The 23,618-nt window shown below is 39.3% G+C and carries 27 protein-coding genes, 1 tRNA gene and 2 pseudogenes; 17 read left to right on the plus strand and 13 right to left on the minus strand.

What is annotated here, in order from left to right; translation table 11 throughout:
- Window positions 1–270: 270 nt before the first annotated feature.
- From MSBR3_RS09940 to MSBR3_RS09950, 3 genes are all read left to right on the plus strand, one after another.
- Window positions 271–1,308 carry a hypothetical protein gene (locus tag MSBR3_RS09940; protein ID WP_048107878.1) on the plus strand — a complete coding sequence of 346 codons (1,038 nt, stop codon included), beginning with the start codon at window positions 271–273 and terminating at the stop codon, window positions 1,306–1,308.
- A 221-nt stretch (window positions 1,309–1,529) separates the two neighbouring features.
- Window positions 1,530–1,745: a hypothetical protein gene (locus MSBR3_RS09945; protein WP_155396787.1), complete on the plus strand. Its 216-nt coding sequence runs from the start codon at window positions 1,530–1,532 to the stop codon at window positions 1,743–1,745.
- Complete coding sequence (locus MSBR3_RS09950; protein WP_048107882.1) at window positions 1,735–2,001, plus strand: type II toxin-antitoxin system RelE family toxin; 267 nt, start codon at window positions 1,735–1,737, stop codon at window positions 1,999–2,001. Before MSBR3_RS09945 ends, MSBR3_RS09950 begins: the two co-directional genes overlap by 11 nt.
- A 268-nt stretch (window positions 2,002–2,269) precedes the next feature.
- Here MSBR3_RS09950 and MSBR3_RS09955 read toward each other — a convergent pair whose 3' ends face one another.
- A complete protein-coding gene (locus MSBR3_RS09955; protein ID WP_230627377.1) occupies window positions 2,270–2,809 on the minus strand; it encodes a site-specific integrase in 540 nt (179 codons plus the stop codon).
- A gap of 535 nt (window positions 2,810–3,344) precedes the next feature.
- Here MSBR3_RS09955 and MSBR3_RS09960 point away from each other — a divergent pair.
- From MSBR3_RS09960 to MSBR3_RS09970, 3 genes are all read left to right on the plus strand, one after another.
- Window positions 3,345–3,659, plus strand: coding sequence for a hypothetical protein (locus MSBR3_RS09960; RefSeq protein ID WP_048107885.1), 315 nt, complete (start codon window positions 3,345–3,347; stop codon window positions 3,657–3,659).
- 74 nt (window positions 3,660–3,733) lie between these two features.
- Window positions 3,734–3,928: a DUF7557 family protein gene (locus tag MSBR3_RS09965; protein ID WP_048107887.1), complete on the plus strand. Its 195-nt coding sequence runs from the start codon at window positions 3,734–3,736 to the stop codon at window positions 3,926–3,928.
- A complete protein-coding gene (locus MSBR3_RS09970; RefSeq protein ID WP_048107889.1) occupies window positions 3,918–4,187 on the plus strand; it encodes a type II toxin-antitoxin system RelE family toxin in 270 nt (89 codons plus the stop codon). Before MSBR3_RS09965 ends, MSBR3_RS09970 begins: the two co-directional genes overlap by 11 nt.
- 214 nt (window positions 4,188–4,401) lie before the next feature.
- Here the strand turns inward: MSBR3_RS09970 and MSBR3_RS20255 are convergent, their stop codons facing one another.
- A complete protein-coding gene (locus MSBR3_RS20255) occupies window positions 4,402–4,560 on the minus strand; it encodes a hypothetical protein (protein WP_155396788.1) in 159 nt (52 codons plus the stop codon).
- 706 nt (window positions 4,561–5,266) lie between these two features.
- On the opposite strand from MSBR3_RS20255, the gene MSBR3_RS09980 reads away from it, so the two are divergent.
- Together MSBR3_RS09980 and MSBR3_RS09985 are read left to right on the plus strand one after the other, a co-directional pair.
- Window positions 5,267–5,980, plus strand: a complete 714-nt coding sequence (locus MSBR3_RS09980) for an alpha/beta hydrolase family protein (RefSeq protein WP_048107893.1) — start codon at window positions 5,267–5,269, stop codon at window positions 5,978–5,980.
- Window positions 5,981–6,274: 294 nt separating this feature from the next.
- A complete protein-coding gene (locus MSBR3_RS09985; RefSeq protein WP_048107895.1) occupies window positions 6,275–6,478 on the plus strand; it encodes a hypothetical protein in 204 nt (67 codons plus the stop codon).
- 178 nt (window positions 6,479–6,656) lie between these two features.
- Here the strand turns inward: MSBR3_RS09985 and MSBR3_RS09990 are convergent.
- From MSBR3_RS09990 to priS, 9 genes are all read right to left on the minus strand, one after another.
- Window positions 6,657–6,740 (minus strand) — tRNA-Ser (locus MSBR3_RS09990).
- Window positions 6,741–6,882: 142 nt separating this feature from the next.
- Entirely contained in the window at window positions 6,883–8,256 is a 1,374-nt protein-coding gene (locus tag MSBR3_RS09995) for a TIGR00375 family protein (RefSeq protein ID WP_048107897.1), read from the minus strand.
- A 94-nt stretch (window positions 8,257–8,350) separates the two neighbouring features.
- Window positions 8,351–9,121, minus strand: a complete 771-nt coding sequence (locus MSBR3_RS10000; protein ID WP_048107898.1) for a proteasome assembly chaperone family protein — start codon at window positions 9,119–9,121, stop codon at window positions 8,351–8,353.
- Window positions 9,122–9,130: 9 nt separating this feature from the next.
- On the minus strand, window positions 9,131–9,286 hold the full coding sequence (locus MSBR3_RS19445) for an RNA-protein complex protein Nop10 (protein WP_080942274.1): 156 nt from the start codon (window positions 9,284–9,286) through the stop codon (window positions 9,131–9,133).
- A 6-nt stretch (window positions 9,287–9,292) separates the two neighbouring features.
- Window positions 9,293–10,099: a translation initiation factor IF-2 subunit alpha gene (locus tag MSBR3_RS10005; protein ID WP_048107900.1), complete on the minus strand. Its 807-nt coding sequence runs from the start codon at window positions 10,097–10,099 to the stop codon at window positions 9,293–9,295.
- Between the two features lie 73 nt (window positions 10,100–10,172).
- Window positions 10,173–10,361, minus strand: coding sequence for a 30S ribosomal protein S27e (locus MSBR3_RS10010; protein WP_011306561.1), 189 nt, complete (start codon window positions 10,359–10,361; stop codon window positions 10,173–10,175).
- A 6-nt stretch (window positions 10,362–10,367) separates the two neighbouring features.
- A complete protein-coding gene (locus tag MSBR3_RS10015) occupies window positions 10,368–10,646 on the minus strand; it encodes a 50S ribosomal protein L44e (protein WP_048107902.1) in 279 nt (92 codons plus the stop codon).
- Between the two features lie 496 nt (window positions 10,647–11,142).
- On the minus strand, window positions 11,143–11,865 hold the full coding sequence (locus MSBR3_RS10020; protein ID WP_048107904.1) for a hypothetical protein: 723 nt from the start codon (window positions 11,863–11,865) through the stop codon (window positions 11,143–11,145).
- The gene (gene priS, locus MSBR3_RS10025) at window positions 11,831–13,075 is read right to left on the minus strand and encodes a DNA primase catalytic subunit PriS (RefSeq protein WP_048107906.1); all 1,245 of its coding nucleotides are present in this window, start codon (window positions 13,073–13,075) and stop codon (window positions 11,831–11,833) included. The genes MSBR3_RS10020 and priS overlap by 35 nt, the downstream gene beginning before the upstream one ends.
- Before the next feature lie 909 nt (window positions 13,076–13,984).
- Between priS and MSBR3_RS10030 the strand changes: the two genes are divergently transcribed.
- Window positions 13,985–14,809 (plus strand): formylglycine-generating enzyme family protein, encoded by an 825-nt coding sequence (locus MSBR3_RS10030; protein ID WP_230627379.1) that lies wholly within the window; start codon window positions 13,985–13,987, stop codon window positions 14,807–14,809.
- Window positions 14,810–15,204: 395 nt separating this feature from the next.
- Here MSBR3_RS10030 and MSBR3_RS10035 read toward each other — a convergent pair whose 3' ends face one another.
- Window positions 15,205–15,447 (minus strand): hypothetical protein, encoded by a 243-nt coding sequence (locus MSBR3_RS10035; protein WP_048107909.1) that lies wholly within the window; start codon window positions 15,445–15,447, stop codon window positions 15,205–15,207.
- A 110-nt stretch (window positions 15,448–15,557) separates the two neighbouring features.
- Between MSBR3_RS10035 and MSBR3_RS10040 the strand changes: the two genes are divergently transcribed.
- The 4 genes and pseudogenes from MSBR3_RS10040 to MSBR3_RS10055 all read left to right on the plus strand — a co-directional run bounded on the left by MSBR3_RS10040 (window position 15,558) and on the right by MSBR3_RS10055 (window position 18,971).
- Window positions 15,558–15,938, plus strand: coding sequence for a caspase family protein (locus MSBR3_RS10040; RefSeq protein WP_048107911.1), 381 nt, complete (start codon window positions 15,558–15,560; stop codon window positions 15,936–15,938).
- A 42-nt stretch (window positions 15,939–15,980) separates the two neighbouring features.
- Window positions 15,981–16,239 (plus strand): annotated as a pseudogene (locus MSBR3_RS10045) (IS1634 family transposase); the annotation flags it as partial.
- Window positions 16,240–16,624: 385 nt separating this feature from the next.
- A complete protein-coding gene (locus MSBR3_RS18930; protein WP_155396789.1) occupies window positions 16,625–17,755 on the plus strand; it encodes a phospholipase C/P1 nuclease family protein in 1,131 nt (376 codons plus the stop codon).
- A gap of 346 nt (window positions 17,756–18,101) precedes the next feature.
- On the plus strand, window positions 18,102–18,971 hold the full coding sequence (locus MSBR3_RS10055; protein ID WP_048107913.1) for a hypothetical protein: 870 nt from the start codon (window positions 18,102–18,104) through the stop codon (window positions 18,969–18,971).
- Between the two features lie 212 nt (window positions 18,972–19,183).
- Here the strand turns inward: MSBR3_RS10055 and MSBR3_RS21445 are convergent, their stop codons facing one another.
- Window positions 19,184–19,306 carry a hypothetical protein gene (locus MSBR3_RS21445; RefSeq protein ID WP_268989160.1) on the minus strand — a complete coding sequence of 41 codons (123 nt, stop codon included), beginning with the start codon at window positions 19,304–19,306 and terminating at the stop codon, window positions 19,184–19,186.
- Here MSBR3_RS21445 and MSBR3_RS21620 point away from each other — a divergent pair.
- From MSBR3_RS21620 to MSBR3_RS10070, 4 genes and pseudogenes are all read left to right on the plus strand, one after another.
- A pseudogene (locus MSBR3_RS21620) lies at window positions 19,278–19,534 on the plus strand (formylglycine-generating enzyme family protein); the annotation flags it as partial. The gene MSBR3_RS21445 and the pseudogene MSBR3_RS21620 overlap by 29 nt on opposite strands.
- 104 nt (window positions 19,535–19,638) lie before the next feature.
- On the plus strand, window positions 19,639–19,911 hold the full coding sequence (locus MSBR3_RS21450; RefSeq protein WP_329956837.1) for a formylglycine-generating enzyme family protein: 273 nt from the start codon (window positions 19,639–19,641) through the stop codon (window positions 19,909–19,911).
- Between the two features lie 172 nt (window positions 19,912–20,083).
- A complete protein-coding gene (rqcH, locus tag MSBR3_RS10065; RefSeq protein WP_048107915.1) occupies window positions 20,084–22,549 on the plus strand; it encodes a ribosome rescue protein RqcH in 2,466 nt (821 codons plus the stop codon).
- Entirely contained in the window at window positions 22,546–23,598 is a 1,053-nt protein-coding gene (locus MSBR3_RS10070; protein WP_048107917.1) for an mRNA surveillance protein pelota, read from the plus strand. Before rqcH ends, MSBR3_RS10070 begins: the two co-directional genes overlap by 4 nt.
- Window positions 23,599–23,618 lie beyond the last annotated feature (20 nt).

The raw sequence follows: 23,618 nt of genomic DNA on the forward strand, positions 1-23,618 counted from the left end.
ATTTTTGATCAGTAAATAAAAAAATCGAAAAATTTAATAATAATGAAATAACCTATTTGAAATATTTTTAGTTATATAATTAAGTACTTTATCACATACTTCCGAAAGAGAATTCTGAGTTTCTCTTAATTCTATTCATTGATTAATATGCTATCAAATATATTAGTTTCTTAACTATATAAATAATTTTTATTTGGAGAGGACTCTACAAAAACGGATTTAAAATATGACTCTTTGGGACGTAAACTTATCGACAAAAATGGTGACTAAATGACAAAAATATCTACAAAAATCTTAGGCATGGCTTTGTTTTTGATTTTCACGGTAATAATTACATGTGGATTTGCATTTGCAGATGATAATAGCCAGAGTAATGAAAATTATGGTATAATTGAACCTGCAAATTATACATATTATTCCATGATGATTAACCAGAGTCTAGATTCTCAAAGCTATATTTATGCTGGAGAAAACAATCAACATTATTTTGCTTCTTATTATATACCTCTTATGAAAGGAGATTCATTATATCTAAACCTTAGCACAGATGCAAACGCTACATATCAAGCTGTAGATATGACAGGAGCCTCTTTGCTGCTAGCAGGTAATAACTCCACTGAAACCGGAGAACAAATACTTAATCATACTATTTGGAATCTTACTTTAGTCAATTCATCAAATTATGATGGGTATGTAACTGCATCAGAAGACACCTGGTTGTGTTTAGTGGTTTGGCCCAATGATCCTGCAAATTCTCCCTCAGGAAACATTAAAGCTATTCGTTATACTCAATCAAATCAAAATATAGGACCTGGTTTGAATACTACAGAATTCTTGAATTATTGCAATGAACTAGCAGAACAACAGTATGAGAGTGAATCTTCACAAGGAGATGATCTTAGTTGGGTTCCTAATACTGATCAAATATCTACAGATGGAATTACAGATGATCCATTCAATAACGAAGCAATTGATTGGGTGCCTGATATGAGTGTTCCAGATTATTCAGATGTATCCCAAAATGACGGATTTGATAGTTGGGGACCTATTGTTCCAAACATTTCATATTCAATGCCAGATAGTATCAATTCTTCTAATACAGATATGGTTCTTCCAAGCTTTTCTTCAAGTACCAACTTTACAGGAAATATAACTGAATTAGCTGGTAAATATATTCTACCTTCAGATGATATCGTTAATAAAATGAATGATGATGCTAACAATGCTTACAATAGATGGTCTAATGCTGTTACTACTGGAAATGGCTACGGTGTGTCCGATGAATATCATCTAGACATTATGCCTTAATTTCTGTAAAATTGACCATTGACTTTGTATCCTTTTACTTTACTACCAAAAACAGGATGCAGAGCCAATGGTTGGCTACTCTTCTGGCTCCTTGACTTCTTAATCTCTTCTGTGCTGGCCTCTAATCGCCTGTACTCAAAGCTCTTGAAGAATTGAGCATAGAAGTCAATGCAGGAGTGAGAGAGCTAATTATAAATATTATAATCATTATAACGAGTATTATGCAAGACGGAACCACAATTCAAATTTCAAAGAAAAACCGAGATGAATTGAAAAAAATCGGCTCGATGGGTGATGACTACAATACCGTCATTGAGAAATTAATCAGAGAGCATAAGGATCATGAATATAGACTGAAAATCGATCGAATAGCGGAAGAAGCAAAAAAACACTTTAAAGAACACAGTGAAGAATACGTGAGCGTGGATGACCTTTAAAGTCTTCATTAACGCAAAAGTTCTTGATGGCCTGCCACAAGGTAGAAAAAAACAAGTTGCTGAAGCTTTAAAAGATCTAAAAAACGGGTTTCAGGGCGGTAATAAGTGCAGAATAGAAGGTTATAAAGAAGATGTGTACCGCCTTCGAATCGGGAATTACAGGGCGTTCTATGCCGTTGATTTCGAAGAGAATGCAATTGTTGTTTTTGACATCCTGACACAAGAGCAAGCCCATAAGAAGTACGACCGCCTGTAATTCTCATTTTCTACTTTTCTGAAAAAAATGTGGATTTGCACTTACATGATGAAGCAATTTTAGGGATTCCGTTGCAAAAATTTGACTGTTATACAAAATAAGTGAAAAACTTCACAATTAGAAAAAGTTACTTATTCTGGTTCCGTTGCAACAATCCTATTTTTCAGGATACTTCAATATACGAACTCTTTGAGATAAAAAGTTTGTATTTTATCCCTCATAGAATATGCGTAGATCTACAAAGCGAAATTATTTTGTGATAAAACACTTAAATTCCCCTTCTAAGAATTCCCCACTCAGTAAGTCTCTTTTCAATATCTCTCATTTCATAATCTGTAAAACTTAAACTCTGGTAGTGCCTCAATGACGTTACTGGGTCGTGTCCCTGTCTACTGTAAATCTCAATTTCCGGTACTCCGGCTTTAAGCATCCATGACTCTATTGTTTTCCTGGGAGTCTTCGGGCCGACTTTCGGGCTTATATCTGCTTTCTCAGACCACCTGCTAAGGTTATCCCACCAACTTGTACGATCCGGTGGTCTCCTGCCTTCCTGAAATGCCTTAATCAGATATGGAAAAGTAGTGGGAAGTTTGTCAATAGTGCGCTTTGGTGCTTTCTGTTTGACCTTTTTGTGGGCTTCCCTTGGGAGTATTATTTGATTCCTGCTCTCAATGTACCAGGATGGATTATAATATAATCTTTGTAATTCAACATAGCGAAGCCCAGTAATTGTGTTAAGTTCAAAGATAGGCTTAAACTTTGCAGGTATCGCCTTAACAAATCGATCATACTCTTCGACAGTTAACACTTTAGTGCCGTCTGCTGTTATTAATCTATTTTCTATAAAAATCCCTTCAAAAAGTAGTATACCAACGTTCTATAAATAAGTTGGTGTTTTCTATACTTTGTCTTCTAAATCAGTATTAAAAAGATACTTGATTTTTACTTGTTGCTATCGTTTTTGCTCTGTCACTATAATCAGAAATACCAACGTTTTAGTACAAAGGTTCGTATTTCAATGCATCCTGATTAATATAATACTAACTTTTCAAATAAATTAATAAAATTTATATTGAGAATAATTATTTCGTAAAGAGGCAATCCCAGCGTCGATTAAATGAGATGCAAAGTCAATAACATATTCACGGAAAAAATTTTGAAATCAATCTCAAGAAGCTTAATTAGAATTAATATTTAGGAGTTCTCAGCATCAATTTAATTCTAAATTTTGGAAAAATACAATCGATAAAAAAATAAAGGATTCAAAGTAGATCTTTGACTGGTCCCTGAACAATGAGTCCATTGCTGAGGATCTCATCAACTTCGTACATTTCAACCTGGGATTGTATGACATCAACGTAGACCGATATGACCGTTCTCTTGATGACGTTGTATGCTTTCTGGCAAAGGCTCTGAAGGAACCTGAGGACCTGGTTTATCAGCTAAAGGGTCTCATTGTTTTTGAAACTTGTAAGGCCAGTAGCAATGTGCAAAAATGTCTTACAAGAAAAGGTATTCTGGTTAAGCTTGTAGATTCAGATGGAATTCAGAAGAGAGGCCAGTACATTGTCAATCCGATAATTCGGGAATTCCTGAACATGTACCGGGCAAAAAGCAATGAGCATTTTGTAAAGAAATCTTTGTATCCGGGGTTATGATGCCCCGGTTCTGTTATTTCCTTTTAGTATGCTAAAAGGAAACTATAAATGCTATACTCGCTATAGTGCGTATTATGGCAGAAACAACAACTATTCAGATCACAACCGACACTCGTGATCAGTTGCGGGAATTAGGGAAAATGGGTGAAGATTACAACACTGTAATAAGAAGATTAATCGCAGAACATAATCTTGATAAGCTTATCGAAAAAGGAGAAAAAAGAATCAAAGAGCATCGGGATAAGTTTGTTGATATAAATGACCTTTAAAGTTCTTATCGATTCTGATATTTTTTATAATATTCCTGCAGAAAGAAGAAGTCAATTTAAAGAAGCTCTCAAGGAACTTGAAAATCCATTACCCGGAGGTAGAAAGAAAAAGGTAAAGGGGCATGTAAAAGGAGCTTATCGGCTTCGTGTCGGTGATTTCAGGGTAATGTATAAAATTGATTTTGAGACAAAAGAGGTTTACGTTTTTGATATCTTGACTGCAGAGCAGGCGCATAAAAAGTATGATCGATTAATCTGATTTTCTTGTATTTTCCAGATTGTATTTAAAAAACTTTAAATAATTATCAGTTTATTTTAAATTGCAATTTGTTTCAAGCACCGCCCCTTCTTACCTAGTTTCTTCAGGGCGGTGCTACTACCTCTTCAGCTCTTTTCTCTCTGGTCTGACAGGCCGTTTTACTTTTTGTTAATTCTGATGGGTGTCCTGGAGATTGTTCACTTGCTTTAATTTGTCAAGGTTCTAAGAAGGAAGGCGGTGCGTGCACGTCCTTCCGTCGTGGTGAACTGTACCAGCTAACCTTTAAAAAGAGCATGACATTCATCAGAATGTGATGCGTTCCGTTTCTTTTTTCGGATGAGCCTGTCCCTGAGTCTGCAAATGGCGAAAGCAAAAGCCTGCCCTTCAGGTTCTAAACTGGTTTCTTTTTTCGTATATCGCCTAAGTCCCATCGCCTGCAAGCGTCATTTGGAGCGTTGCCGTATTCATGGTTTGTCGAAGGGCACCCCGAAGGGGCAAAGCTTGAATTCGGCAGAGCGGAGTAGTGCGCAGGCACAAGGGCGATATAGCGAAGAGTTCACTTTCTCTTAACATAATTTCCAGAGAAACTTCTCTTAAATTCCTGGTGAAATTTTCCTTGAATTTCCAGAGAAATTTTCCTTAAAATTTTCCCGGGAAAATTGCTCTGAAATTTGCCTGAAAAATTTGCCTGAAAATTGGTGAAAATTTTCTCCCCCTCTAGGCTATTAGTAGATAGTAGCAAAATATACGCAAATTTTACGTACAACTTTTTTTTGGTTCTACTGTTGCTGGTTTATATCTGTTCAAATAATTTTACTCAACTGGTATAAATGTACAATCTTACTAACAAAATTCTATGTTTTTGTACGATTGGGTTAATTTACTTTGAAAAGATTAAGCAAATTTTGCTTAATTCTCTCTTGACGGGTCTTGTTATTGATTCTTTATTATCTACATTAAAAATATAAAATTCAAAAACAATATGCGAAGGTTCAGCGTAAAGATTAAACAAATTGTGAAACATTGCCACATTTTTTCTGTTAGTAAATGATAAGTAGGTATAGGACCAAATTTAATTCATGCAGGGAGAAAAATTAAAGGGGAAAATAATACAGGGTTTTGAGATAATTAAACTCTGGAAAAAGGACTTAGAATGTTTAGCTCTTGATGTAAAAAGAGAACAAAAAGATTTGTATGAATTTGTCATGATTGAGACTAGCATTGGAAGAGTAGATTGTGCTTATTACAAGGCAGAAGGCACGGATAAAGGAGTAATTATGGTTACAGGGGTAACCGGAGACTTTGATTCTCCTGCTGATAATCTATACCCACGTTTATCTGCTGATCTAAAGGATATAGGTATAAGTGCGTTAAGGATCAAGTTCAGAAATCCGACAAGATTAGCAGATTCTGTCCTAGACACTCTTGTAGGGATTGAGTTTTTAAAGTCGGAAAATATAATGAATTTGGGCTTAATAGGACATTCTATGGGGGGTGCAGTTGTTGTTCAGGCTGCGTTTAACGAAGAGAACGTAAAAACAATAGTCACGCTTTCAACACAGGGATATGGTATTGATCCAATCTCCATTCTGCCTAAAAATACATCAGTTTTCCTGATACATGGAGAGGAAGATGAAAAATTATCTCCGGATATTTCGGTACAGGCATATGAACTTGCACATGAACCTAAAAGAATAGAGGTAATGGACGCAAAAGCAGGACATGAATTAGATGAAGTAGCAGATGATGTCTACGTACAAATTAGAGATTGGGTTCTAAAGCACTTAGCTTGAACAGTTATTTACTAAACCCCCATTTGACTTAAGGTATCTCTAACTTCCATAGTCCATTTTTTTATAAAAGTATTTTCCGTTTAATTATATCTTCTTCATATTCCTAAAGACATAATGGTAAATTTTATAATTTCAACATAATTGCTTTTGGGATAGGTTCTACTTTTCAAAACATAAAATTCAAAATAAGTATGCTAAGGCTCAGCCTAAAGATTAAGCAAATTTTGCTTAATTAAGAAAATTGAGTATGTTTAAGTCAACTATTGAACTATTTTTAATAGGAGGCTTCGTACTATGGGCGATATAACTACTGATGGTGGATTTAATACGTATGGCTTTAAAGATCTGAAATTTTCCAATGGATATGGCAAAATCGGGAACAAAATCGTTAAGGTAAGCATTTACTGTCCTGCAAAAAATGAAAATTCCGAGAGTGAAAGTACTGAACTTTTCCCCAAGCTGAATATCTCCGAAAAAGACGGGGATTTCTGGAGTTAAAAGATTCATAATGTTAATATGAAATAGTTTTGAAAAGCTTTTTTATTTGTGTTAAAGGCACTGTCTGATAATTATTTTTAAGAAAAAATGTATAAAATGAATTATTTTAGAGAAACAAGTTATAAAAAAGGGTTTTTTTGCTTGATCGATGTTAATCGAGCTTTAATTCGACAAATAACGCCCAGGGCAGGATTTGAACCTGCGCTCTCCCAAAGAAGAAACGGTTTTCGAGACCGTCGCCTTACCACTAGACTACCTGGGCATTTTTTAGAGTATGTATAATTTCCGGGCGCTGCCCGATGTTTTTGACACAACGTGTTTCAGATGCAGGGTTAGTGAATATACTTTCTTTCTTATATATTTTGTCATAAAAGGAGCTACTTCAAAACTTGAAAAGTAACATCTCAAAAGTCAAAAAGTGAACTCTGGCCTGCATCATCAGTTTCTCCATTATTCGATTTTTGATTTTCCGATACTTCTTTTTCGGTTTCGCCGGTTTCTTTCCTGGGCCTTTTTTCTCTCTTTTTTTCGGGTTTACTTGCTTTCTTGGGATTTGTTTTCTCAAGATCTGCAAATGAAAGCTGTCCTGTTTGCCGAATTTCCTCATTTTTCAGGTTTTCGGGAAGCTCAAGCCAGCCGTACTGGCCACCTCCACCCGGATGAATTATGACGTTTCCTTTTCTGAAGGCCAGGATCGCGTTTACTATCCTATCGTCACCCACAACTTTCAGGTCTTCAGGCTCGGAGTAAATGAGAGCTTTGACTTCGTTTCCGAAGCGTTCTATAAGTTTACTCCAGGCCGTTTGTACGCCTTTTGTCTGAACGCTTGCATGGCCGAGCGCCATCTGGATAATCTCGGCAAGAGGGATGAGATGCAGGTAAGGAGGGCGGTAATCGGGGTGTTCTGGCTCTTTGAAGTCTGCAAGTTCATTAACGCGGTCGAATACTCCTTTCTTTATAATGCCTCCGCAAATAGGGCAGCGCCACTTATTCTCAACGGCTTCGGACAGCAAATACTGGGTAAAACACTTAATACAGGCTGATCTATTGTATTTTCCTTCTTCGGGAAAGAATCCTACGTTCAAAGTAGCTTTATATCCCTGTTGCCTGAGTATTGCTTTTTTCAAGCCATCAAAGGTAATCTCAGGCAAATCAAACTGCGTAAACTCCCTTGCCAGTTTATTGGTCGAAGGAGAATGAGCATCGGAATTTGAAAGAAATGTCAGACGGTGTAGCTCTTCTATCCGATCTGCATAGTCACTGTCTGCACTCAGGCCAAGTTCCAGAAAAGAAATATAATCTGTCATATCTCCATAACAGCTTTTCAGGCTGTCATGATAACCGTAAAGTGCAGTCCAGGGAGTAAAGGCATGACAGGGACCGATAAGGGCTCCAAGATCTTTTGCAATTTCTGCAATTTCACTGCCATCCAACCTGATACTCGGGCGCCCGTCAGCTTCAAGATTGCCGAAAGGAGCAATGCGCTCGGCCAGCTCTTCAGCTTTTGAAATCGAAGGCAAAATAAGGAGATGGTGTACACGGTTGCTGTCTTCTATCTCGGTAGTTGGGATGAAATAAATCTCATCTATGCGGATTTCTTCATCCGAAACAGATGCTCTTTTGATCTCTTCCAGCCACTTCGGATGAGTGCAGTCTGCAGTACCGATTAATTCCATCCCTTTTTTTGAAGCCTCCCTGGCAATCGTCGGCAGTTCCATTTTTTTGGAAGACGCCATGGAGTACTTTGAATGGAGATGGAGGTCTGTATTGACTTTCATTTCCTTCCCTTTACCGGAAAATCCAACTTTTAGTAAACATTTAATTAGATAGCTTTAGCTAAATCTTTAATTCCTGGTCGTCTCTAAGACCGTATCATCCTATATAGCGCAGGTCTTCTTCAGTAGGTTTGACTTCCTGGAATGCCTGTTGCTCTTCTTTTTCCTTTAGCTTCTCAAGGATGCTTTCCATTTCCTCGGCCTTTTTCTCAAGAGACTCCATGTTTACCTCAATCCCGAACATTCTACAGAGCACCTTTAGAAGGGACTGGGCACTTTTAGGATCCATTAAATATCCGGGTGTCATACCCATAAGGCAGGCAGCATCAATACCTCGCATTTTACTGAAAGCTACGAGCAGGCCTGATGCTCCAACTATACCACCGCTGGGTTCGGATTCCCTGAACTCTACCCCATATTCTTTAATTTCTTCGATCAGTTTTGTGTTATTGGCAACCCCAAGGACGGTTTCCTCATAGGTCAGTTTGCCTGTGGGATACCCTCCGAGCGTGTAAACTCTCTGCACTCCAAACTCTTCTGCAATGTCGAGATAAAGCGAACAGAGTTCATAGTGTCCCTGCGAAGTTGTACTCTGATGATCTCCTACAAGGAAAAGGATGTCATTCTCTTTTGCTTTTGTGTAGTATATAGTGTTGCTCACAGGACGGACCGTACAGTCTTTATTGACCAGGACTTGAGGTGGAAAATGCGGAGAATAAACCTCTATTATTTTTTCTGCTCCAAGTTCGTCCACCAGATGCTCTGCCACTAACTTGCCTACGAGTCCTACTCCTGGAAGTCCCACTACAAGGATTGGTTTTTTGAGTTCAAGATTTTCTTTCAGGCGGACAAGTGTACTTTGTTGCATAACAATTCCTTATCCTTTCTTTGCCATTCTGCGGTACCTGCCATAAGGGTCCTGAGGAGAAAAGCGAACCGGATTTGGGGAGGCAGTTTTTCCCCCGCAAACCGGACAAATTTCCCTTAAAGTGTACCTACCGCAATTTTTGCATTTGCGGATCTTTTGTCCCAAAGGGTATCACGCCTTTGCTGATTCGATATGCCGCTTGAATGTCCCATGTCCGCCAAGTTTGGTAATACTATCAACTGCTGTCTGGGCAGATTTTTTAAGGACTGATTCAGCTTTCTTGTAATCCGGGGCAATTACCTTAATTCGGTATCTTGGAGCCCCTGTGTAACTTATTTCGAGCCTTATGTCTTTTCCATCAACGTCACTTATGGAATTTGCAGCACTGAGGGCTTGCTTTATGACTTCTATGCCGTTTGGAAGGTTACAGGTAAGATCCACATAGCCTGCAATGTCTACAAAAGGCAGTTTGATGTTTTCTCCTGCGATTTTGATTATACTTTTTAAGTATTTTTTATTGACTTTGACTGCTTTGAAGGCTCTCTCCCCTTCGATAGCAGCTTCTTCAAAGGCTGAATATGCACTTCCGAACTCTTCTACGAGTTTTTCGTGCAAATCTTCCAGGTTACTTTCCTCAGTTTTTGTCTCTTCAGCCACGAACTGGAGCCATTTGGCGGCTTTCTGCTCATTTTTCCATTCCTGGATTTTAGCGCGCCTCTGGTGTTCGTTTACGTCTTTCAATGAAAGGTCTATATGGCCGCGGGAAGGGTCCACGTTAAGAACCTTACAGACTATCTTCTGTCCTTCCCTTACGTAGTCCCTGACGTACTTGACCCAGCCTGCTTTAATTTCGGAGATATGGATAAAACCTTCTCTTCCTCCGAACTCCTCAAGCTCGACATAGGCTCCGAAATCCGTCACATTCTTTACAGTACAGACAACAAATTCTCCGACTTCGGGCCAGTTATCGTTTCCCATTCGCACCACTTCTCAAGTTTTATCTCTTTATTACGTGTTACTCTAGTGCTGTAAAGTGCTTTTATCTGTTTGGTTATTCAAGCACTTCCAGAATATGAGTAGTAATTGTCGATTTTCCACCGGTTGGTTCGGCAAGGGTCCTTCCACAGACAACGCAGGTGATTTTACGGCTCGCACTTCCGAATATGATCTGTTCGTTTTCGCAGTCGTTGCACTTTACGCGCAGGAACCTGCTTTTTGGCCTCTGGATATAATCTACCATTTTATCTTACTCCTTGAACTCAAACTTCTTTGCCCTGAAACAGGGTCTCTGGTAGGCTTTTTTACATACTGTGCAGCGGTATCTTAGCCAGATGCGTTTTGTAGGTTTATCGCCACCGGGCACCTTGGAGAATTTTCCGCTGTTCCCTATGCCTTGTTGCCTCTTCTTTTGTCTTGCAATGTGAGTCATGGATGAAGCTTGACCCTTCTTGACCCTCTCAACCACTATTTCCTGGTGAGTTTTACAGTAAGGGCAGTAACTTCTAAATTTCTTTGGAATCTTCATTCTTTACACCTTTTTAATGATTATTGGTATTCAGCTTACTTTCTCCGGCTTTTGCGGGAAAGTACTATAATATTTGGAATTATACGTATGGCGTTACGTATGGCGTTTAGATCCTGGGAAGATCTTATTTGGGAAGCCTTTGATTGGGTAAACTTGATATTTTCAGACCTCTTTCTGTCTCAATATTACGATGAAATCTTCTATCAAGGGAGGTCACAGAGTCAATTAAATTAAACCACTACTGGTTTTTGCTCAAGCTTTTTCTCAAAAAGCCTGACTCCAACAAACTTAAATTATTACTGGTTTTTACTCAAGCTTTTTCTCAAAAAGCTTGGTGATAACAAGGTTAAGGTACACAAATATAGCTACACATATAAATACTCATACTATTACCCTGATAGGCTTTCCGACCTTCAAGGTTTGATAGAATCTCCAACACTTTAAACTGTCTGTCATCTTCTTTTTCAAGATAAAACAAGCTATAAGTCTCAGGGAATTAGTTCCTTCTGGGAAATTGGTCTTTTCCAGTGTCATCCTGCCCGACAATCAGTTTAGCTGCATTTCGCTTTATCAGCCCTGTAGCGTTGAGCTGCGGCAAAACAACGACTTCTTCGGCACTGACAGTATAGTTTCGGCCGTCTGTACCTGTGAAGGTCGGCAGATCTTTCAGTATTCGGACAACAACGTATTCATCATTTATATTGTTTTTGTCTGGGACTATTCCTGTTTCCCCTCTAGCTGCAATAACGGGAATACCCATTTTTGATTCCGGTTCTCCTTTAAAACCGGCAGGGATTTGCCTTTCCACAATTTCAGGCCAGACTGTGGTATTCTCGGAACCAGGGTACAGGATAGGACCTAAAAGTTCGGTTTTTGCGGCTTTAATTCCCTGCAGTACAAGATCATAAAGTCTCTTTTCCACAGGAAGTAATTTTTCGATGTCCTTTGAAATAGGTTTATTTGCATTAGACTGAATTGTTGCCCTGGTTATAACTTTTCCTATCCGTTTCATGAAGATAGTCTCAAGGTCCGAAAGTGCTCTTTCATGTTCATCATGGAGCATCTTGAACTCAGGAGAACGGGAATTGCCTAATTTTTCAATTTCTTCTTCAAGCTTCCGGACATATTTCTCAGCCTCCAGGTAAAAATCAGCCGGAATTGTCTTTATTGTCTGGTTTTTTTCCTTATACAGGACCTGGCTGATTTCTTCTATGTCCATATTCAGCAACACCTCTACAAATTAAGTACACTGCTGCATACTCAGGAACTTCCTGTATGCCCTCTTCTACTTTTAAGTCCTTGCCCTTTAACTGCACCGAGAAAGGTTTTATAACTGTTACCTTTACCGGTCTTTCGCCAAAGACAACAGCATCGGTAAGCGGGTCAAACTTCTCTAACTCGGACAAGGCAAGTTTCTTTACCAGCATCCCTGACCCGCCGTGCAATGAGCCCGGCACTCGTATCAAACGTTTGATATCCGCGGTCACTGGTTCGTCAACGCTGGCTCCGAATCTGTGCAGGAAATCTTCAACAGACTCTCTCATAAAATAGGCAGCAATATCTTTAAAGTTTCTGACGTCAAAATCAAGCCTTCCTTTCTCCAGGATATCCTTTAAGCCATTTTCACTGTTCGAAAGGCTTATTAATTTTTTTACTGTAGTGTCTCCGACTTTCTCGTATTTGCGAAGTTCGGGAAACATATCTTTTTTGTACCTTTTTCCGCATTCGGCTTTCATATAATCCGTAAGATAGAGAGCAATCCTTCTTCCCCAGCCCGAGTCGTGTCCCACAAGTGTGCATTTCAAAGGCACATTTTTCATTCCTTTAAATATCTTTGAGCCAGTTCCGAATTCTCCATCCATAGGGACTTCTTTGAAAAAGTATTTAAAATCAAGATCTCTGCCGCTAAGATAATTTACGATTTCCCTTCTTTCAGCACTTCCAAGCTTCAGGACTTTTGGGCTTCTGACATGGAAATGATACCCTCTTCCTCCGGAGAATACCAGCTCAATTTCCTGCTCCGAAAACCCGAAATCGTCTAAAAGGAAATCCATAAGCTTGAAAGTTTCCTTCTTTACAAGCTCCAGCATATCCGCATAGTTTTTTGGAGCATCTGGCAGGTGGTCTGCATCAAGGTCAAAAATCAATTCAGCTCCTAACCAGTTCTTCTCATTCATTTTCCGCGCGTCAGGGTATTCGTAATATGCAGTTGAATTGTAAACATGCGCAGGAGCCATGCCGTAAAGATAGTCAAGAGTTTCACCAGGTGAGCCGAAAGCCTTGTGCCTGTGCATCATCTTATCAGGCATATCGTCAAAGAAGATAAAAGCCCATTCTCTATTAGGCAAGTGGTCAGGAAGGCCTATTTCGGCATTTTTGTAATAGTTCTGGAAGCGAGTTTTCAAAAAGCGGGCAGTTCGATTGTCCATAATTTCAGGGCTTCTGGGGGTTTTGGATCTTAATTTATTGATTCTTATGAGAGCATAGATTAGAGATTCTGACCATTTACGGAGGTAGAGACTATGACCATGATTATGGTTAAGGAAGTCTGATCAGATTATAGTTTAAGGATTATGACTGGAAGTTCTGACCCGGATTATAGTTTAGTAATTCAATCAAGGGTATTATAGCTAAGGGTATTATAGCTTAAGGATTTTAATCGGTCTTGTCCAATGTTTTCGATGGGGGATTTTAATTAATTTTTCGATTTGGGATTTTTTAACTTTGATAACTGATTTAATAAGAAATTCTGGCTGGGTTTTCCTATGAGAAATCAATCTCATATTTTACTTTTGGTTATATGAGTTTTTTTAAAAACGTTTAACAGTCTATTTAAGTTTAAATAATTCTTTATTATGATGGGATAAGTAAAGACTTTCAATCCAGGTATTTTATGGCAGTAAAGTTTAATTTCAACCGAAAAAACAATATGCAACAACAATATCAACAACAATATCAACAACAATATCAATAACAGTATCAATAGCAGTATCAATAGCAGTATCAACAAACGTACTAGCGACAATATACAACAATCGTATCAACAGCAGTATCAACAATATCAACAACAATATCAATAACAGTATCAATAGCAGTATCAATAGCAGTATCAACAAACGTACTAGCGACAATATACAACAATCGTATCAACAGCAGTATCAACAATATCAACAACAATATCAACAATTGTGTCTACAACTGTATTGAAAAACGGAAATTGGCAAATGAAAATTTTAAAAACGAAAAAAAACAAGAACTAAAAGTGAAAATAGACAAGCAATAACCTAAAATAGAAATCTAAAAGTAAAAACGGACAACCTTTAAATTATAACCAAGGAGTGGGGCTTTTGGGAAATAAACTGAGTATTAAAAATTACATTAATACGGTTCGATACTACCTGAAAACTGAGGAAAATGAAGAATCATCTATCCTTGAACTGACTGATAATCCGGATGATACTAAAACCTTTATCAGCTCTTTTACAGGGATGCAATTTGTACTGATTCCGGCTGGCGAATTCGATATGGGATCGCCTTTAGAAGAAAAGGACAGATCAGACTCCGAATCTCCGGTTCATAAAGTAAAAATTAACACCTCTTTTTATCTGGGTAAAGCGGCTGTCACACAAAGGCAGTGGAAAAAAGTAATGGGCAGCAATCCTGCATACTGCAAGGGTGAAGATCACCCTGTTGAGATGGTTTCCTGGAGAGACGTTCAGGAGTTTATTACAAAGCTGAATGAAAAGGAAGAAACTGACAAATACCGCTTACCCTCAGAAGCAGAATGGGAATACGCTTGCCGTGCCGGCACACAAACCAGGTGCTTCTTTGGTGAGGATGAGTCAAAACTAGATGAGTATGTCTGGCATGCCGGAAATGCCGGCAATAAGACTCATGTAATTGGTTGCAAGAAACCAAACCCCTGGGGACTTTATGACATTAACGGAAATGTCTGGGAATGGGTGCAGGACGAGTGGCACGAAAATTACAATGGAGCCCCTTTGGATGGGAGCGCGTGGGAAGATGGAAGTAGCCCTGACCATATTTCTCGTGGGTGCAGCTGGCTCTGCGATACATGGTTCTGTCGTTCATCCGGTCGTTTCAGGCGCAAAACCGAGAATCGACTTGCCAATCTTGGTTTTCGTCTGGTGAGGAAATTATAACTTTCTTCTTTAAGGGAATTCTGATTTTCTTCTTTAAGGGAATTCTGATTTTCTTCTTTAAAGGAATTCTGATTTTCTTCTTTAAGGGAATTCTGATTTTCTTCTTTAAGGAAATTATGATCCTCTTCCTTAAGCTAATTATAATTTTTATACAATTAATGCTTAAACCTTCAAATTATCTTCAAAATTTTTGAGGAACCTCCACTTTTTTCGAGCTTCTTATTTCTTACAAAACAAAAATCTTAAATCATATATCCCCTAAAGAAAACCTAAGTCTTAGATTGTGGAACAGTTGGTGGTAGAATACAGCAAGTTCTCGATAAGTCTAATTTCTCTATTGTACTCACGTCTGAAGACGTTGAAGCTTCTTCGGAACATTGGCAGGAGCAGTGCTGTCAGCTATACAGTTCAATTTGCACGAGTATACCTGACGGCTGGATCGAGCCTTTAAAATCAAATTGTTCTGAAGGAGAAAAAGCTGATCTGGCAACTATTTTCAGCACACTTGCAGTTTTCGGCATAACCGGAAAGGTTTTTGCAGAGGTTATTCTTGAAGCAATGAAAACCTGGCTGGAGTACAGGCCAACTGCCGAAATCGAACTAAAGTGCCCTGACGGAAACACGGTTAAAATTTCCAAATTGCCTCTTACAGAATTATCTAAATTTTTTGAAGAAAACCCGCAACTATCAGTCTGCGAAGGTCTGAGTAATTTCATGAGCTCTAATAAATAAATCGCGCATTAGCATCATGACTGGCAAAAGAGTCGGGCTTGTTATTGGAAATAATTATCCAGATTCTGATAAACAACTGAGGTTTGCAGTAGCTGATGCTCTCGCAATGAAGGAGGTTCTGCTGAATAAGGATATTTGTGGGTTTGATGAAGTCGAAGAATCAATAGATGATACCTTGTTAGACGCAAGGATCAAAATTGAAAAAATACTGAAGAATGCAAACCGTGACGACCTTGTTTTCATTTACTTTTCCGGCCATGGGAAAAAACATCTGGACAATGGGTTACGTTTGCTGTTTAAGGATGCTAGAGAAGATTACCCTCTGGCAACGTCGTTGAATTTTGATTACATCAATAGGTGCATGAAATATCCATCACTTAAATCAGTTATTACCTAAGTTTGACAGTTAGATAAAAATAAGTGCTCTTTCTTTTGTTTTATTCGGTTCAATAATATAAAAACAAAAATAAGAGCATTTCCAAGTATTCCCAACAAGAATATATGTGTTTCTATCGGGTCTATGCTTGCTGTCCAATACTTTTATGAAAAACTTAATTTCTCGGGTATTTTTAGCAAGCATAAAAGTCGGGGTTTAGATCTCAATAGCTTATTAATAGGCTTGGTGAGCTACAAGCTCACCGAGAATTTTAATATTAAAGAAGCTGGTAAGGTTAAACCAGGAAGAAATTGTAAAATTAGATGAATTAATAAATTGTGTCAAATTGATTTGAGCTAAAAATGGGATAGACTGACAATATCAATTAGTGGATACTGTCAAACTTAGGATATATAACTTTTTTGGCCAAATAATCGCACGACCAAAAATTAAGGAATTTACTTCAAGCAAAATAAGTATGAAAATTGTATTGTTAATCGACTTGATCGAAAAATTTACAAACAATGGGTGAAAATAAATTCATGGAGTTCAAGAGTTTTCCAAGACCAACTTAACTCCATAATATACGCCCAAGAGGCATGATTAAGTTAACTTTGCATATATTAAAGTTTACCTAATTCTGCCTCCTGGGTAAAATAAACAGGAGTGAATAAATGATAAAAAAATTTAGAGCCGGAATTTTGCTTGTGACAATATTTTTGGCGAGTTTTGTTCTTGTACCAGCTACGAGTGCGGCTGCCGAGGATGCAAGTGTAAACAATTTCTCTGATAGTGAGGTTGAAACTTACGGCATCGATGGGCTAACTCCCCAACAGGTAGAAGAAATAGAATCTGAAATCAACCGTATAAGGGACATGCCAGATATTGTCAACAACTGCCCTTATATGCCTCTGCTTGTGGCCACTGACGAGCAAAAAGAGATTTTCTTAGGGTATATAGACAATTTATCAGTCTCGAACTCTGAGAAAAAGGAAATGAAAAAAGAATTGAAAGATATTTGGAGTCGTGTTCCAGACAAAATCACGGAAAAAGATTATCTAGTGATAGAAAAAATCGGAAAGGCAATAACTACACATGTTGAAGAGACATATTGGGCAGACGATCAAAGTGTTAGATGGATGTCATATGCACACCGTAATTTAATTTCTGCCGGTGTCAATTTGGTTTATGGAAATCCTACTTGGGCAGGCTGGGCTTATAATACTGCTATGGATCCTGATACCACTATCGATACAGGTTCAATCTCTGTCTATGTACCTACTCCATTGGGTTTTGTACCTATTTCGCTTCCTAAAAAATGTTACTACCATTATTATAACCCGGATCTCAGTTTCGGGGGAGCTCCAGGGAAATGTTCTTCTTACGCAGCACAAGCAAAAACATATTATGGGAATCAGGAATACCAAAATGCTTTTGGAACCCTTGGAATAGCCAGCCACTATCTTTCAGATGTAGCGCAGCCAATGCACTCGGGTGGAGAACTAGGGTCGCTTGTGGATTATTTGCAAAATTGGGATATTACTTACCATATCAGATACGAACAATATGTGAACAATAATTGGAACACTGGACGTAATTTTGGAAGATGGGTTACTCAAAACACCAATGTAAATACTGTAACCGACCCCGCTGAAGCAGTAAGATCCATGGCAGCATATAGTAATCCTTACTCCTCTTTATTATGGGACGAAATTTATGCTCATCCAAACTTTGATGTACCAGGTCAAGATACGACATATATACAGTACGTAACGATAATTATGAATCAGGAGGCAGCAAAGTATAATGCAGGTCTAGCAGAGTATATAAGTAGTTAATAAAGCAGATCATGGAAACTGAAAACAAAGATATCATTCGACTTATGAGCTGAAAAATCAGACTCGATTTTTTCTATTTTTTATTTTTTAAACAGTTTAACATTATGTAACTATACGAATGAATCGAATATCAATGAGTAGATAGGCTACTTAGCTATAGGTTTAGCCATATCAGGCTCCTAGTCGACAAGAAGGAATGTTTTATTGTCCAGACACTTTCGGATCTGATTTTAATCTTATATTAATCACAACAGATGCTCTATTGAAAAAGTAAGCACAATACGGAACTCATAAAGTATTAGTGAAATAATTCCTATACTTTCTAAAAATATAAGGTAGGGTAAACGTGACAAGAAAAAATCTACTGCTCATTCCTATCTTTTTTGCCCTTTTTGTTATAGGCATACTATTTTTCTATGTTGTTTATGCCATAAACACGGGTACGTACCTTAACAGGGAGCCGGTTGAAAGATACTATTTTGAGTATGATATCAAAGTTACAGGACTTTCCGGAAAGGAAGTGAATGGAACGACTGTGATAATGGTTCCTATCCCTGCATCTAAGGAAGGCAAATTTTTTACTCCCTTTACGCAGAAACCTGATTTTATCCAGAAGTTTCTACTTAAAATCATGCACAAACCTGAACGAGATCATATAGGTCCTTATTTTAGAAATATGAGTGAAACACTTGATAATAAAGAAATAATGGGGGACTGGGTAACTTTCATTGAAGAAACTGATAAAGGCTATATGCTTGGATTCAGAACCAATGAGACTAGGCTCGAGGATATCTCGTATGGTAACTCGTTTGTTGCAGATTATTTTGATATTTTTGATCCTATAAATAATGGAAGTCCAATGTTATTTCCTGTCGAAAATGTATCTAATATTTCTTCTGTCTCTTATGGAGACTACACTAAGTATGCCTCAAATCCAAAATATGATACTTATATCTACTTAAGCGATAATCTAAAAGGAGGAGAAAATGTATCTTTCTTTGTCTACTTGGCTGCAAATAATGATCCATATGAGTGGCCTGAAAAATACAGAGGTAAGTACGATAATCTACTATTGGCAAAGGTTAATGACACAGGCTATGTAAAAGTCAGGACTATTATGGGACAGGAAGTACCATGGGGAAATGACAGTCTTGAAGTAATGAGTACTCAGTATTTTTTAGATTTTTATGCTGATGGAACATCTAACAATTCTTAGGACTAACTATCAGAATCCATCTTCTGTGAAGCAAGTTGATTTAACGATATGTAGTTTCTTAGAATCTCTTCTAAATAACGAATTTCGGTTGATAATTATATTGAAGCTGTACAGAGTCTTAAAGGAATTAGTATAAGCACTACAGTTCTTCAAAATAAAAACATTGGTAGTATCTCGAAACCAGAGGTTCCAGATATTGAAAATACAGAGATTTACGAGGAATCCAAAAGATACGCAATTCCCAAAATCTTCACCAGCCCTTCTACAGGTATGGAATTTGTACTTATTCCAGCCGGAAACTTTATGATGGGATCTCCTTCTGGTGAAGAGGTCATATATGATGAAGCTCCAATCCACAAAGTAACAATTGAGGATTCGTTCTATATGGGTAAATATCCCGTTACTCAGAATCAATGGAAAAAATTCAAGGGTCTAATCCTTCGTCCCTCAAGGGTGAAGATTGGCCGGTTGAGATGATTTCCTGGGAAGACGCTCAGGAGTTTATTCAAAAGTTAAATGAAAAAGAAGTAACTGAAAAATACCGTCTATCTTCAGAAGCCGAATGGGAATACTCCTGCCGAGCCGGTACGCAAACAAGGTATTCTTTTGGCGAAGATGAGTCAAAGCTTAATAAATATGCGTGGTATGAAAAAATTCTAGTTCTAAAATTCATCCAGTTGGCCAGAAGAAACCTAACTCTTGGGGTCTCTATGATATGCATGGGAATGTCTGGGAATGGATTCAAGATAGGTGGCATGAAAACTATGAAGGTGCTCCTTCTGATGGCAGTATCTGGGAAAATGGAAATAGCCCCAATCGTGTGATACTTGGTAGCGGCTGGAGCAGCCTTGCCAGGGGCTGCCGGTCAGTTAACCGCTTTAGGAGTGGCTCCGACCGCCGCAACAACTTCGTTAGCTTCCGTCTTCTGAGGAAACTGTAACTACTTTCTACTTTACCACTAATACTGAATATCGAAAACAATCCCTGTGAAGCTCGAAGGCTCGAAGCGTGCGAAGCCGCCGAGTCTGAGTACTGAGCCGCTTCATTTTATATCTAATTCCACTAAATTCTTCAGTAATGCTTATACCAAAAGCCTCTATTATATCCACTTCATGAAACAGGATATGTCAAGCGCCGACGTTGCTGCAGTTGTTGCCGAATTGTCAGCAGGTCCCAAATCCATTATTGATGCGAAGATCGGGAAGATATATCAGCCTGCGAACGAGGAGATTCGCATCAACCTTTACGTTTTTCACCAGGGCAGGGACAACCTGGTTATTGAGGCTGGGAAGCGCATTCATTTAAGTAAATACCTCAGGGCAAGCCCGACGCTTCCCCAGGCTTTTCCAATGCTGCTTAGAAAATACCTGATGGGAGGCAGGATTACATCCGTTGAGCAGCATGAGTTTGACAGGATAGTGAAAATCGGAATTGAAAGAGCCGGAGTCCATAATACTCTTATTGTGGAGCTTTTCGCGCCAGGAAACATACTTATTGTAGATTCGGAAAACAAAATTATTCTGCCTATGAATCCTGTAACCATGAAGGATAGACGGCTTAGGAGTGGAGAAATTTACGAACTGCCTGAGGCACAGATAAGTCCTCTCAAGGTTAAGGTTTCTGACCTTATGGAGGCTTTTTCCAGGTCTACGGCTGATATTGTGCGGACGGTTGCCACAAGGTTCAATTTGGGAGGAGTTCTGGCAGAAGAAGTCTGTGCCAGGGCAGGAATTGACAAATCAAAGCCTTCAAAGGAAGCAACTGAAGAAGATGCCTCCAGGCTCTGCAATGCAATGCACGGTCTTTTCTCCCCGCTTTTGAGGATCGGGGCCGAAAGTAAAGGTCTCGAAGAAGCTGAAGCCGAAACTGAACTTAAACCAGAAACCGAATCAAAACCCGAAACTGAACTTAAATCCGAGACCGAATCAAAACCCGAAACCGAAATTAAACCCGAAGCCGAGGTTGAAGGCGAGGCTCCCAAGCTCAGGCCTCAGCATGTAAAAAAGGAAATCAACGGAACGCTGGAAACTTTCGACGTACTTCCTTTTGACCTCATTCGCTATTCAGGGTTTGAAAAAGAATATTTTGATTCTTTTAACACGGCACTTGATGAGTTTTTTGGAAAAAAGGCACTTGAGCAGGTTGAAGAGGTAAAAGCAGCTCAGAAAAAGGAGAAAAACCTTGGTGTTTATGAACGGCGGCTTCTCCAGCAGGAAGAGAGCCTTGCAAAGTTCGAAAAAGAAATCGAGAAAAATAATACCCTTGCTGAGACAGTCTATGCAAACTACCAGGTTATCGAAGAGCTTCTTTCCGTGCTCAACGGCGCAAGGTCAAAGGGATATTCCTGGGACGAGATCCGCTCTATTCTGAAGCAGGCCAAAAAGGCCGTACCTGCTGCGCAAAAGATAACAAATATCGACCCAAGGACAGGGACTGTAGCTGTGAACCTTGACGGGAAGAGCGTTAATATTGACATCCGTAAGACAGTGCCGCAGAATGCTCAGGAATACTACGAAAAGGTTAAGAAATTTAGCAAGAAAAAAGATGGTGCTATCAAAGCGATCGAAGATACCAGGAAAGCTATGGAGAAAAAAGCTGTCGCAAAGGCTGCAAAGGCAGGAAGGAAACTTCAGGCGTCTAGGAAAAAGCACTGGTACGACAGGTTCAGGTGGTTTGTGTCTTCAGATGGCTTCTTTGTTGTGGGAGGCAGGGATGCAGACACTAACGAGGATATCTTTAAGAAATATCTGGAAAAAAGAGATCTTGTCTTCCATACCCAGACTCCGGGTGCCCCTCTCACAGTTATCAAAACCGGCGGAGAAGAGGTTCCTGAATCCACATTATACGAGGCTGCACAGTTTGCTGTATCTTATTCCAGCCTCTGGAAAGCCGGACATTTCAGCGGGGACTGCTATTGGGTTAAAGCCGAACAGGTTAGCAAAACTCCGGAGTCAGGAGAATACGTGAAAAAAGGAGCTTTTATTATCCGCGGGGAACGTAATTATTTTAAGGATATTCCGCTAGGCGTTGCAGTCGGGCTTGAACTCAAAGGTGAGACAAGAGTTATAGGTGGCCCTGTTTCTTCTGTCAGGAAACATGGGGATTATATTCTCGAAATTGTCCCTGGGGCTTTTAATCAGAATGATATCTCTAAAAAAATCTACAGGATTTATGCTGATGAACTCAATGACCCCCGTTTTGTGAAGCAGATCGCTTCTCCTGACCAGATAGCTATGATGGTCCCACCCGGAGAATCGGATTTAAAGAGCCAGAAACCTGAAAGGAAGGGAGAAAGGATCGAGGATGAAAGAGAAGAGTACGGAGTTCCTGAAGTAGAGGACGAACCTGAAGATGAAGAAGAGGAAACTGAACAGGAATTAGGACGTAACCCAAGGGAGGGAACTGAACAGAAATTAGGAAATGACCTTAGGGAGGGAACTGAACAGAAAATGGGAAATGACCTAAGTGAGGAAACTGAGGAAGAGTTAAGGGATAAACTTGCCAACCAAGCCACGGAAATAAAAGCAAAGAAAGGAATGGAAGAAGGGATTGAAATGCATGGAGTGAAAAAGGCATGAGGGTTACAAACCGTTCCCTTAAGGGAAGGGAAGGGGAGATTGCAGTAACAGCCGAAACCCTTGATGACCTCTGGCACCTCAAATATATAATCGAAAAAGGAGACCTTGTTTTTGCGGTTACCAAACGAAAAGCCGATTCGGCAAGTGACAAAATCCGCCCTGAAAAGGTTGAAAAGGTAAAGGTCAGGCTCGGAATCAGAGTTGACGATATCGAGTTTCACAAGTTTGCAAACCGGCTGCGAATACATGGGATGATAGAGCATGGGATGGATGTAGGCTCTTATCATACTCTCAATGTCGAGATCGGATCCAATCTTTCTATCGTTAAGGAACACTGGAAGAATGACCAGTTCCAGCGGATCCAGGATGCTGAAGAAGCCTCGAAGCGGCCTAAGGTTGTTATGGTCGCAATAGAAGAAGGTGATGCCGATATCGGTTTTGTTCACCATTATGGAATAGAGATCTATTCTCACATCCGACAGTCCTCAGGAAAGCGAGAAACTGGCTTGAGGAATGAGTTTTTCAGGGAGGTTGTAGAACAGCTTAAGCATGCCGTTCCTGAGGAAGCATCCATAGTTATTGCCGGGCCCGGATTTACTAAAGAGGATTTCATGAAATATTTCCAGGAAACCGAACCTGCTATGGCTTCAAAAGCCCTTGTCGAAGATACCTCCATGATAGGAATGTCCGGTTTTCAGGAAGTTCTGCGCAGAGGTGCAGTGGACCGCATTATGCAGGAATCACGTATAGCCCGTGAATCCGCCCTGATGGAAGACCTGATTCGTGAGATTTCAATGGACGGCAAAGCTGCTTATGGTCTTGCTGATGTTAAGAATGCCCTTAATTACGGAGCTGTCGAAACTCTGCTTGTTGCAGATGAAACCCTTCGGGAAGGACGGGAAAAAGGAGAGGACATCGATAAGCTCCTGATGGAAGTCGAACAGTCCCAGGGAAAGATTGTCGTTTTCAGCACGGCCTTTGAGCCCGGAGAAAAACTTCATAAATTGGGAGGAATCGCAGCTCTGCTTCGTTTTAGGGTTACAGGCTAATTTTCGGTCAAGCTTTTTTT

The organism is Methanosarcina barkeri 3 (assembly GCF_000970305.1).
Classification (GTDB): domain Archaea; phylum Halobacteriota; class Methanosarcinia; order Methanosarcinales; family Methanosarcinaceae; genus Methanosarcina; species Methanosarcina barkeri_A.